Raw genomic sequence first — 12300 nt, 5'->3', positions numbered from 1 at the left:
CTTTTTCTTGACCACAAGAAAATACAAAAAAGCCATGGACTCCATCGTCCATGGCCGGGCTGCCGCTATGCAAATTCAGGCATATAATTACCGGAAAACAACTGTATATGCTGCTGCCGGAAATACAGATACCGCTGCAAGGGCTGACCTTCTGAACGAGGCGGACCGATGAACAGGAAACATATTGGGATTATGAGGGTTCGAATGTTTTCCTTGTTCATTCATCTGGTCCTGGCCTCCTTAAAGTGTGATGAGCATTTGCTTCATGAAGTGACATCAAGCTGCCTGTGTAATATTCCAAAAGCATAATTCAAGGTTCCAGGTTTTGTCAACCTGAATCGATGTCAGACAACCCTCCCCCGGAGCAAAAAAAATGCCCCCGCCGGAACAATCACCGGACAAGGGGGACAGTATAGTAGTGAGTCAAAGATACACCTTCTTTCGGGGGAGCTACGGGAGCAACTGCTTCAGGGCAGGTTCCAGCCCCTCCCCGCCAAGGGATACATATTGGGTGTCTCCGTCTGTATATTCCAGCTTAGCTGCATACATCCCGTTTTTGCCCGAATACTCGCGCTGATTTTCCAGGATGCCGGCAATCAGCTTCTTATCCCGGGTAACAACTGAAAGCTTCTGCTGGCGGGCCAGAGACATGTGCAGCTCAAGATTGTAGATTTTCTCCGGGGAAAGCTTGCCCTTATAATCATCTTTAATAATTTCAGCCGATTTTACGTCTTGCGCGGTGGTGCGGATTTTGTCCGCAAACCCCTTCTGCTCCATCCAGTTGCCCAATTCCTTGTAGGAGGGCAGCCATTCGTAATTGCGAGTAACAGTTACTGTTGCCCTTCCGCTGCCTTCTTCTGCAGGCTTGTTGATAGGCTGGATATACGCAATCGGCAATTGCCCCTCATTCTGATCCTCGTAGGACATATTCAGCTTTTCTCTGATCAGAATATCCTTGAACTCCTGAACGTCCTCCGGCTCGGTAATTCTAACCACCAGATTCCGGTTGGATAGCCTGAAGCTTTCAATTTCCGTAGTAAGCGCCTGAATATCATATTCCGCACGCTTGAAATCTTCATTTCCCATGACCGCTTTCATTTCCGGTTCAAAGCCCTGGGCCGGAATCAGGTACTCACGCACCACCGTACGTCCGTTATCCAATTGATAAGCCAAGGTGAACATCCTGCTGCCACGGGTGTATCCCTCAAGCGGGAAGGCGTTCTTGTCGGGACGCATCGTAACGAGCGTCTGGTGAAGGTTGCGGACAGCTTCAATATATTGCTGACCGCCGGAAAAAGGCACCCTGCTGCCGGATGAAACCTTTGCAATCTCACCGGAGGCATATCTGTTATATGAATCATCGCTGTACATCCTGTAATTACTTCCCGCATACACTCCCTTTATATGTTCCGCAGCCGGCACCCGGTCCTCATATCCGGTTAATCCGGACACCGGAATGTAGATCAGCAAACCCAGCAATACCCCATAGACCGCGAATTCCAGCGGCACTCTGCGGGACAGGATGTGCCAGGTTTTGCGGATAATCATTTCTGCCGCGATATAACCAAGCAGCGCCCCGGCAAAATGGCTGCACAGAACCCAGCCCGCCTGATGCGGCTTAACGGCAGCAAAATACGTTCCCGCCAGAAGCATCGCACACAGCATAACCCCGGCTTTGAACAGCGGATTGAAATAGGTGAAGGCAATTGCCTGCCCGGACTTTTCCGCGCTGCGCTTGCGGTACAAGATATAAGAAAAGACGATGAACACAAGCGACAAACCGCTGTAGGCCCATAATTCCCCCGTACTGTAGGGCTCTTCCGCCAGAACAATAAGATGCAATAATGGCGACCAGACCAATCTGTCATTACTGAGGCCAAACCATTCCGGGTAACCGTAGAGATACCTGTTGAGATGGAGATTGACCAGCTCCATCAGCACCGCCGGAAGGAGCAGCAGAATATAAATAATGATTCCCTGGAGTACGGTTTGTCCCGTGCATATGCCGACAAAGATGCTGAACACAAAGAGAAACAGCGTAAGAATGCTGACCGTCAGGCACCAGCTCCAGATATCCGTTCCCTGATAAATGTACATATTTCCGTTCATAGGGGTAACCATTGCCGTGACCGCAGCGGTTAGCCATACCGGCAGCAGCAGCAGCCCTAGTCCGCCAGCCAGATGCGCCGTAAGCAAATGCTCCCGCCGCAGCGGAAGGCTGTGCCACAGATCGGAAGCCCTTCTGGACTGCAAATAGCGGAACAGGAACAGCCCGGCAGCGGCCGGCAGCGAGATGATGAACAGCATTTGTATATTCCCGCCCACACGGAACAGGGTATCTATCTTCTGCGGGTCGGCACCCGGATAACTGCTCATAAAGAGCTGCAGCGGAAGCGAGAACAGCAAGCCCAAGGTATAGATGATTCCAATCCAGCCGTGCTGGCGCAAACTCTGGCGGATAACACTGCTATTAAAGAAGTATCGGCTGCGCGTCATACCCGGCATCCCCCATTTCATAAATAAAGATTTCCTCCAGCGTCAAGGGAAGCAGATCGAACACATACGGCTCATAGACATGGATCACTTTCGAAATCCGCTCCCGGTCGCCTTTTACGATATACAGATCCACACTGCCCCGCCGCTCCTGATGGAGAATTTGCAGCTTGGCCGCCAGTGCATCCGCATGGCGCTCATCGCGAAAAGCTACCTGAACCTTATGCGTATCCGCCTTAAGATCATCCAGATCCTTCTCAACCAGCATCCGGCCGTGATGCATAATGCCGACATGGTCACACAGATCCTCGATCTCCCGAAGATTATGCGAAGAGATCAGCACGGTCAGCTCCCGCTCGGCAACCTCCTGGAACAAAAGGTTTTTAATCTGGCGGCGCATTACCGGGTCCAGGCCGTCAATCGGCTCATCCATAATCAGCACATCCGGTCTGCAGCTGAGCGCGAGCCAAAAGGCCGCCTGGCGCTGCATGCCTTTGGAGAAGCGGCTTAGCTTGCGTCCCATATCGAGCCGGAACACTGTGCCCAGTTCCTCAAAACGTTTGTCGCTGAAGCCCGGATAAACCGAACGGTAGAAGGCCGCCATCGTCTTGAGCGAGGCCTGCGGAAAGAAGTAAGGGCTGTCCGGCATAAAAATGAGGCCCTGCTTCACCTGCGGACTCTCAAACACCGGCTGGCCGCCGATCTTGACGGTGCCTTCCTCAGGCCGGTAGATGCCGGCGAGTGTTTTCAGCAGTGTGGTTTTCCCTGCCCCGTTTGAACCGAGCAGGCCATAAATGGCACCTTTATGTACCGTCAGCGACAGGCTGTCAACAGCCTTTTCGCCCTGAAAGCTTTTACTGACTCCGCGTATTTCAATCATGGCTATTCTCCCTTCTCTCTCTGCTCCAGCACCTGACGGTACAATGCCCCAATTTCATTTTCGGTAAATCCGAGGTAGACCGCTTCTGCCATCAGGCGCAGCAGCTCCTCCCGGAGTTCTGCTTTTTTGCTCTCGTTCTGCCCCTGCTGCAGCGGAGCCACAAAGCTCCCTTTGCCCTGCAATGAATAGATATAGCCTTCCCGCTCCAGTTCGCGGTAGGCTTTCTGAATGGTATTGGGATTCACTGTAAGCTGCGAGGACAAGGTTCTTACCGATGGAAGCTGCTCATCCGCTCGTAAAATCCCGTGCATGATCAGCTCCTTGACTTTATCATTCAACTGCTCGTAGATCGGCTTCCGGCTGCGGATGTCCAATTCGAACATAACAGTCCTCCTTTCGTGTGCTGTATCCGGCAAACACTCTAGTGTATTAACTGTACTACTATTATTAATACAGTATAATGCTGCTGTCAACATAAAAAGAAGCGGCTCTGCAAAAGAGCCGCTTGATCTTTTCTGAGTTGGAACTACCGCTCCAACACCGCCGGTTCGGCAACTGCCGCCGGCTCCTCGGGCTTGCGCCGCTTGTCGCTCAGGAGAGCGAACAGTATCCCCGGAATCATCAGCAGGCCGGCAAAAACAAAGGTCCGGCGGAATCCCTCGACAGCCGCCTGCTGCATCCCGTTCCCCGCTTGAGACAAGAGCAGCTTGGCTTCCCGCAATTGATTGGCGCTGTCCGCTGCAAAAGCCTTTTGTTCCGCAGGCGGAAGCTTTGCCGCAGCAAGCTCAACCGCATGTGCCACGGCTGCTGCAGGGTCAGCTTTGCCGCTGTTTCCTCCCATCGGCGCAGACCCCTCCTTACTGATGGAAGCTGCTGTTTCCGCTAGAACAGTTTTGACAATAGGCTGCAGCTTAACATCTGCCTGGATGGCTTCAGACAGGTGATTCCCCGCTTTTCCCAGTTCGCTGTCCATGTTGTGCTGCAGTACAGTCACTATAATAGCTACCCCAATGACGCTGCCCAGCGACTTCGCCATATTGGTGACTCCCGAAGAAATGCCCACCTTGTCCTCCGGAACGTTGCGGACGGCGGAAGACATCACCGGCGCCATTGTAAGGCCTATGCCGACACCTGCCACCAGCAGGCGCACCACTACCTCCGCCACCGCCGAGTCCGCGTGAAGCCCGCTCATGGAATACATCGCACCGCCCGTGACTACAATACCGGCTGCAGCGAACAGATGGCTGCCGTATTTCGAGGACAGCGGCCCGGAAACCGCCGAACTGACGATGGAGCCCACAGCGACCATGGACAGCACAAGCCCGGCCTTCAGCTCGGTCATCCCCATCATCCGCGTCAGGAAGAAGGAGGTCAGCAGGGAAAGATTCATCAGTGCCGCACCGACAATCAGCAGGGTCAGGGAAGCACTGTTGAAGGTACGTATCCGCATCAGTGACAATGGCAGCATTGGCTCCTTCCCTTTCCACTGCGTAAGGATGAACAGCAGCAGGAACACTAATCCCGCACCCAGCAGCGCAAGGGTCTTTCCTGAACTCCAGCCATAATCCTGCACCTTGATCAGTGCGTACGTAATGAAGAACATGGCTCCGGTAATTCCAAGAGTTCCGCCATAATCAATCGAACGGCCTGCCGTATCATCCCGCGATTCCTGAATGAAGACAGCCGTCAGCACAATACTCAGCACACCCAGCGGCACGTTAACAAAAAAGATCCACTCCCAGCTCAGGTTCTGCGTCAGAATCCCGCCAAGCGCCGGACCGCTCGCTGCAGCCACCCCCGAAACGGCTCCCCATATGCCAATGATCAGGCCATGCATCTCTTTGGGAAAAGTGGTCGTGGTCAGAGGAATGGTGACCGGAACAATAATAGCCCCGGCCAGACCCTGGATCACCCGCAGCAGAATCAGCATCCCCAGGGATGTTGCGAACCCGGCAAGCAGAGAGGTCAGAGTAAATAGAGCAACTCCAAAAATAAACACTTTCTTGCGGCCAAATTGATCAGCCAGCCGGGAAGCAGTCAGGATGAACACGGCAAAAGCCAGGTTATACCCGTTCATCACCCAGGAAATCCGCGACACACTCCCGCCGAAATGCCGCGTCATCTCCGGCAGGGCGATATTAATAATCGTCGTATCCAGCAGCGCCATAAAAAAACCAAGTACGATTGCTGTAAAAGATAAAGCTCTGCGCATTCTTACACTCATTTTCATCAGCCTCCAAAGACCCTCTAAAATATGAACTTAAGTTCATGTTTTTGATTATATGAACTAAAGTTCATATTTGTCAACCATTAAATATGAACTTTAGTTCAACATTTATTGACAGCCTGAATTCCCTCCTCTACAATCAGTACTACAAGGGGGAGCAATCTGACATGAGTGATATGGAAGACAAGATCAGAACACCACGGCAGGAACGCAGCATCCGGACCAAGGAGGCTATTGTCCAAGCCGCCATGAAGCAGTTTTCGGACAAGGGTTTCCATCAGACCAATACCAAGCAAATCGCAGCGGCGGCCGGAGTATCGACTGGCAGCTTCTATTCCTATTTTGTGGATAAAAGAGCGGTTTTCATCGCTGTGCTCAAGAACTATGGTGCAGATCTTCTGGCCCGGATCGATGCTTCGATGTCAGAGATCAACTTCTTAACCATCGACCGCTCCGAGCTGATCATGCACCTGGTCGACACCCTTCTGATCTCCCATGAGGCATTTATAGGCTACCATCGAGAGCTGACCATCATGTACCATAGCGATGAGGAGATTAAGCAGTTAATGGATGCACAGTATGAAGCAGGCCGCATCAGAACACTGAAGTATCTGCAGATGGGACAGGATGAGTTAAGAACAGAAGACATGGAGGCTGCTTCCGTGATCGTGTTCGAAACGGTAAGCGCCATCGTTGACGTTATCTCTTTCTCCCAGCAGCGTATTGCAACTGAACGGCTGAAATCCGAGCTGGTACATATGATCGTTAGTTATTTGTACAAGTGACGCGGCTCAGGCGTACATTCTGTTGCACTTCTGCAGCAGAAGTTCTCCTATATCGGCCGAAAAGCTCAATCTATTGCACTTTGTACACTTGAATTCCTTGGAGAAGCTGTTTTTGGCTCCAGAACCGGCAATCAGTTGCACGAAATACAGCAGAATGCGATTCAACGCGTAAAAATAAACATTCTATTGCACGAAGTGCAATCACCTCATAAATCAACTAATTTTAAACAGCAAAAAAGAGCAAGCAGCGAGGGTTTCACCTCGCAGCTTGCTCTTTTGGTATCCTGACAACCGTTAACGTTTGTCCTTCCAGAAATTCACCGGCTCCATATCCTTCGTGATAATCCCGAAGGTATAGCCTTCCTTCTTCAGCGATCCCAGCAGGCGCGGCAGTACCTTAAGTGTTGCTTTCTGGTCATGCATCAGAATAACGGGATTGGTTTTGGACTTCTGCAGCTTATGCACCTGGCCCATTACGGTGTTGTAGATGGTAACACTGTCCTCTTTATATTTCCAGTCATCGGAATCCACGTTCCAGTCCCACAGGTGATAGCCTTGACCCAGCACTTTGTCCCTGAAGGCCTTGGTGAAATATGGCTTACTGCCATATGGGGGACGGATCAGGGTCGTGCCGGTGCCGGTGATCTTCCGCAGCACATCGTTGTCCCCGTTCATTTCAGCAAGCGCGGCAGAAGCAGAAGCATAGAATTTCTCTTTGCGGTGCGTCATGCCGTGCAGTCCCAGCCCATTCCCCTCTTCCGCGATCCGCTTAACCTGGGAAGGATAGCGGTTCATGTTCGGTCCAAGCATGAAGAATGTAGCTTTGACTCCATACTTATTCAGAATGTCCAGCAGCTCAGGCGTTGTAGCAGACGGGCCGTCATCAAAAGTCAGATACAGGGTTTTTCCCGGCTTGGCCGCCGGCGGATTCTGTGCAGGCTCCGCAGGCGCAGGCGGCTCCAGTTCGTTTTTGTACTTGCTTACGAACGCGGTGTCATCAAGTGCCGCCGAACCATCCTGGACCCGGAGTAAATATTTATCCGGTTCAAAGGATATTCTATATCCTAGGTAGGCGCTGACCTTCAGCGGGACCATCAATGATCCATCCTGGAGAAACGTGTCTGCCTGGGCAACCGTTCCATCCTGAAGCCGGGCTCCCCCGTTATTCCCCAGCAGACGGAGTGTACGCCCCCCGCCGTCCACCTGAATGCCATCCGGCACACCGGTGAGGGTCCACTTCAGCTCTGCCGCCAAAGCGCGGAGAGGGACATAATAGGTGTTTTTTTCCGGAACGGCTGTGATTTTGGTTAATGAATCGTTCACTCCAAGCTTCAAAGATTTGTTTGCTCCCGCTGCATCTGCTGTAGTTTGCAGGATTCCGAAGCAAAGAAAAAAAGACATGAATAAGAGCACTACTTTTTTGATAGGCACGTGAAACAATCTCCAATCTATGTATATTTACCTACTACTTTAGCATAAATAGATATACCGTAATTTGAGAGATTGTAACCAGGAGCACAAAAAATTGTAACTGTTTCGCTATGAGAAATGACATATCGTCATTTTTTTCAGAAAATAACCAAACCTTGTCGAGCACTGTCACAGCAAGCAAAAACCGCGAAATCAGGACGTTTTCCGCTTAAATAATTGTGACGAAAATAGTAACATTTGTGAAATCGTGAACAAAATTTGAACTTTCTTAAAATAACCTAAAGGCGCACTGTTACTGTGATCTTTATCATACATTAAGACTTTTGTAACAATTTGATCACATATATTTAACCGAATGTACATTTTTAAGGACTATTGTGTATTTTATTACAAAATATGTATTTTGCATTATGGGTAAGTAGTTCTTACTATAGATACAGGTTAATGTTTGCCCGCAACGATCGGCGCATGAAAAGAACTATTGAAGGAAGGAGTTCTATATGAAAAAAAAGGGACCGTTATACGCTTTGTTTCTCAGCCTCATCCTCCTCCTGCCGGGATGCAGTTCACTCACCGTTCTGAACCCGAAGGGGCCGTCTGCCCGAACTTTATCTGACACAATCATCCTTTCGATTCTGGTAATGCTTGGTGTTCTGGCAGTTGTCTACATCTTATATATCTTTGTGCTGGTGAAGTACCGGGCCAAGAAAAGCAATGAAGGCTACATTCCGGAGCATGAGGAGGGCAATAAGGTCCTCGAAACGATCTGGATCGTCATCCCGATCATTATCGTGGCCTTCCTGTCCGTCGTGACAGTCAAAACGACCAACGCCGTCGAGAATCAGGCCAAAGAGTATAAAGACCAGACTCCGCTGGTGATCTACGCCTCCTCCTCCAACTGGAAATGGCATTTCAGCTATCCGGAGGAAGGCATTGAAACCGTTAACTATGTGAATATGCCGGTTCACCGGGCGGTAGAGTTCAGAATGTACTCTTTTGGTTCCATTACCAGTCTGTGGATTCCGCAGCTTGCCGGACAAAAGTACGCCATGAGCGACATGCTCACAACGCTTCACCTTTCCGCAGATACAGAAGGCTCTTATATGGGCAGAAATGCCAACTTCAGCGGTAAGGGCTTCGCCCACATGGAATTTGAAGCGCTCGTTATGAGCAGCAAGGATTATGACGACTGGGTGAAAGAGGTCAAGGAAACCGCTCCGAAGCTTACGGAAGAGGAATTCAAAGGCCTGCTCGCCACCGATTATCTTGGACGCAAAACCTATTCGTCCACTCATCTTGAGTTCAGCCCTCCTCCAGGAGACCATGGCGAGCATATGAGCGGTGAAGGCAAAGAGATGGATATGGATAACGGAAATATGGATCATCAGGACAATAAGGAAATCCATCCTTCACCGGAGCCTTCCAGCGAGACAGAGTTCGACAGTAAACCGAATCCGGAAGTCGAACAGCCGCTGCCAAGCTCACCGGTGGATGAACATACGCACGACAGCAATTCTTAATAGAATGCTCGATGAAACAACCTGAAAGGAGCCACCCTAATGGATTTAGAAAAGTTTAAGGTTCACGGCGAACCCTTAATATATGGAGCTATGATCAGTATCGCACTCGCTACCATCGGGATTCTCGTCGGGCTTACCTATTTTAAAAAATGGGGCTACCTGTGGCGCGAATGGCTGACTACGGTCGACCATAAGAAGATCGGCGTCATGTATATTCTGGCCGCACTGCTCATGCTGTTCCGCGGCGGCGTGGACGCCATAATGATGCGTCTGCAAACGGCAGCGCCGGAAATGAAATTCCTCGATGCGCAGCATTACAATGAAGTCTTTACCACCCACGGTCTGATCATGATCCTCTTCATGGCCATGCCGTTTATCATCGGTCTGATGAATGTTATCGTACCGCTGCAAATCGGCGCCCGCGACGTGGCCTTCCCGCGCCTCAACGCCGTCAGCTTCTGGCTCTTCTTCTTCGGGGCCATGCTGCTCAACATTTCCTTCGTCATCGGCGGCTCGCCGGATGCCGGATGGTCAGCCTACTTCCCGCTGGCGAGTCTGGAGTTCAGCCCGACGGTCGGGAACAACTACTACTCCCTGGCGCTGCAGATTTCCGGTATCGGGACTCTGATTACAGGCGTTAACTTTATCGTCACCATTCTCAAAATGCGCGCTCCAGGCATGAAGCTGATGAAAATGCCGATGTTCACCTGGTCCGTGCTCATCACGAACGTCATTATCGTCTTCGCCTTCCCGGTACTGACCGTGGCGCTCGCACTGATGATGTTCGACCGCCTCTTCGGCTCCCAGTTCTTCACGATGGCCAACGGCGGGATGGATATGCTCTGGGCCAACCTGTTCTGGGTATGGGGCCATCCGGAGGTATATATCGTTATTCTTCCGGCATTCGGTATTTACAGTGAAATTATTGCCACCTTCTCTAAAAAGAACCTGTACGGCTACACCTCCATGGTGTTCAGTATGCTGATTATCTCGCTCCTGTCCTTCCTGGTCTGGGCCCACCATTTCTACACCATGGGTCAAGGCGCGATGGTCAACAGCTTCTTCTCGATAACGACCATGGCGATTGCAGTGCCGACAGGGGTTAAAATATTCAACTGGCTGTTTACGCTCCGAAAAGGGCGAATCACCTTCACTACACCGATGCTGTATACACTGGCATTTATTCCAATCTTCACGATCGGCGGGGTGACCGGTGTCATGCTGGCGATGGCCAGTGCCGACTACCAGTACCACAACACCATGTTCCTGGTCGCGCATTTCCACTACGTGCTGATTCCGGGGGCCGTGTTCGCTGTTATTGCCGGGTTCCATTACTGGTTCCCAAAAGTGTTCGGCTTCCGTCTTAATGAACGCCTGGGCAAGCATTCCTTCTGGTGGATCGTGATTTCCTTCAATGTCACGTTCTTCCCGCTGTTCTTCCTGGGACTGATGGGGATGACGCGGCGGATGTACACCTATTCCGAGGAATCGGGCTTCGGTCCGCTCAATATGCTGTCCTTCGTGGGCGCGGTGGGGCTGGCAATCGGCTTCGTGCTTCTGGTTTACAACATCTACTGGAGTACACGCTACATGCCGAGAGACACCACAAGCGATCCTTGGGATGGACGCACCCTGGAATGGGCTACACATAGCCCAATGCCGGTCTACAACTTTGCGATTGTACCAAAAGTGCAGACCCGTGACGCCTTCTGGTCCGCCAAGCAGGATAACATGCCGCTGTTCGAGGACAAAATCACCAAGATTCACATGCCGAGCAATACCGGCAAGCCGTTTATCCTGGGTGTGATCTTCTTCTTCCTCGGATTCTTCCTGGTCTTCAGCATGTGGATTCCTGCGATTGTTGCCGGAGTGGGTGTGCTGATAATGCTGGCAGCCATGTCCTTTGACCGGGATCACGGCTACTACATCTCAGTGGATGAAGTGATGGCTACAGAAAAGAAATTGATGCGGGGTGAGACTGTATGAAAATAGATGCGTCCAAGCCGCTGGAATACTCTACAGAAGAGAACAGCAATAAAATCTTCGGCTTTTGGGTTTTTCTCGGAGCTGAAATTCCGTTGTTCGCTACCTTGTTCACGGTATACTTTGTCATGGTGGACCGTTTTGCCAGCGGACCGAGCGGAAGTGAATTGTTCGAAATCGGCCCGGTGCTGATTGAAACCTTCCTGCTCCTGACCAGTTCGTTCACAATCGGTCTGGCAGTTCACGCCATGCGTCTCGGCTATAAGAAAGCGATGATGGTCTTCATGGCCCTCACGCTGCTGATGGGTCTCGGCTTTATCGGCATTGAAATTGACGAGTTCTTCACCTACGTGCATGAAGGCGCCACGCTGCAGACCAGCGGCTTCCTTTCCAGTCTGTTCGTCCTGCTGGGAACGCACGGTGCGCACGTCAGCTTCGGCTTCCTGTGGGGAACGGCAATTATGATTCAGGTGTGGCGTCAGGGCATCAACCCGGCTACAGCCAACAAAGCATTTATCTTCTCACTGTTCTGGCACTTCCTGGACGTTGTCTGGATCTTTATCTTCAGCTTCGTCTACCTGAAAGGACTGATGTGACATGATGAAGCAACTGTTTCCAATTCGCCATGTGATGGGTTATCTGGCCTCTCTGGTCCTTTCTGCCGCAGCGTTGATCGTGATTTACGGTGATCTGTCCAAGGGGGCCAATATGGCCGTACTGCTGGTCACAGCTATTATTCAAGCTTCCCTGCAGCTGTTCGTGTTCATGCACATCGGGGAATCGGCAGATACTAAGAAAGAGCTGTACATCAATATCGCCTATGCGCTGTTTGTGGGTCTGGTTACGATTTACGGTACCTTGTACATCTTCGTATGGGGCTGGTACGCTTAAGGCCAGAATCAATTGAATGCTTCAGACAAGTAGAAACGGCCCGCCCGGTATATGCATCCGGGCGGGCCGTTTTGACGTGTTCAGCTATTA

General features: G+C 51.1%; 11 protein-coding genes. 6 read left to right on the top strand and 5 right to left on the bottom strand.

Going from position 1 to position 12300, the window contains the following annotated elements:
• Positions 1–7: 7 nt before the first annotated feature.
• Positions 8–172, top strand: coding sequence for a hypothetical protein (locus tag JI735_RS13905; RefSeq protein ID WP_202677482.1), 165 nt, complete (start codon positions 8–10; stop codon positions 170–172).
• 278 nt (positions 173–450) lie between these two features.
• Here JI735_RS13905 and JI735_RS13900 read toward each other — a convergent pair whose 3' ends face one another.
• The 4 genes from JI735_RS13900 to JI735_RS13885 all read right to left on the bottom strand — a co-directional run bounded on the left by JI735_RS13900 (position 451) and on the right by JI735_RS13885 (position 5597).
• Complete coding sequence (locus JI735_RS13900; RefSeq protein ID WP_202677481.1) at positions 451–2496, bottom strand: DUF6449 domain-containing protein; 2046 nt, start codon at positions 2494–2496, stop codon at positions 451–453.
• Entirely contained in the window at positions 2471–3373 is a 903-nt protein-coding gene (locus JI735_RS13895; protein WP_039838842.1) for an ABC transporter ATP-binding protein, read from the bottom strand. Before JI735_RS13895 ends, JI735_RS13900 begins: the two co-directional genes overlap by 26 nt.
• A 2-nt stretch (positions 3374–3375) precedes the next feature.
• The gene (locus tag JI735_RS13890; protein ID WP_039838841.1) at positions 3376–3756 is read right to left on the bottom strand and encodes a GntR family transcriptional regulator; all 381 of its coding nucleotides are present in this window, start codon (positions 3754–3756) and stop codon (positions 3376–3378) included.
• 143 nt (positions 3757–3899) lie between these two features.
• Complete coding sequence (locus JI735_RS13885; RefSeq protein ID WP_202677480.1) at positions 3900–5597, bottom strand: MFS transporter; 1698 nt, start codon at positions 5595–5597, stop codon at positions 3900–3902.
• A gap of 170 nt (positions 5598–5767) precedes the next feature.
• Between JI735_RS13885 and JI735_RS13880 the strand changes: the two genes are divergently transcribed.
• Positions 5768–6385 carry a TetR/AcrR family transcriptional regulator gene (locus JI735_RS13880; RefSeq protein WP_039838838.1) on the top strand — a complete coding sequence of 206 codons (618 nt, stop codon included), beginning with the start codon at positions 5768–5770 and terminating at the stop codon, positions 6383–6385.
• A gap of 294 nt (positions 6386–6679) precedes the next feature.
• Here the strand turns inward: JI735_RS13880 and JI735_RS13875 are convergent, their stop codons facing one another.
• Positions 6680–7816: a polysaccharide deacetylase family protein gene (locus JI735_RS13875; RefSeq protein WP_051052260.1), complete on the bottom strand. Its 1137-nt coding sequence runs from the start codon at positions 7814–7816 to the stop codon at positions 6680–6682.
• Between the two features lie 500 nt (positions 7817–8316).
• Here JI735_RS13875 and qoxA point away from each other — a divergent pair, with 500 nt between their 5' ends.
• From qoxA to qoxD, 4 genes are read left to right on the top strand one after another with little or no spacing between them, the layout of a single operon-like run.
• Positions 8317–9336: a cytochrome aa3 quinol oxidase subunit II gene (gene qoxA / locus JI735_RS13870; RefSeq protein WP_039838836.1), complete on the top strand. Its 1020-nt coding sequence runs from the start codon at positions 8317–8319 to the stop codon at positions 9334–9336.
• Between the two features lie 39 nt (positions 9337–9375).
• Positions 9376–11322, top strand: a complete 1947-nt coding sequence (gene qoxB / locus JI735_RS13865) for a cytochrome aa3 quinol oxidase subunit I (RefSeq protein ID WP_039838835.1) — start codon at positions 9376–9378, stop codon at positions 11320–11322.
• Positions 11319–11915: a cytochrome aa3 quinol oxidase subunit III gene (qoxC, locus tag JI735_RS13860; protein ID WP_039838834.1), complete on the top strand. Its 597-nt coding sequence runs from the start codon at positions 11319–11321 to the stop codon at positions 11913–11915. The genes qoxB and qoxC overlap by 4 nt, the downstream gene beginning before the upstream one ends.
• Before the next feature lies 1 nt (position 11916).
• On the top strand, positions 11917–12210 hold the full coding sequence (gene qoxD, locus JI735_RS13855; protein ID WP_025707339.1) for a cytochrome aa3 quinol oxidase subunit IV: 294 nt from the start codon (positions 11917–11919) through the stop codon (positions 12208–12210).
• Positions 12211–12300 lie beyond the last annotated feature (90 nt).

The sequence above is a fragment of the Paenibacillus sonchi genome (assembly GCF_016772475.1).
In the GTDB taxonomy this organism is placed as follows: domain Bacteria; phylum Bacillota; class Bacilli; order Paenibacillales; family Paenibacillaceae; genus Paenibacillus_AQ; species Paenibacillus_AQ sonchi.
The sequence above is the reverse complement of the archived record's forward strand: the minus strand, read 5'-3'. Positions and strand labels throughout refer to the sequence as shown.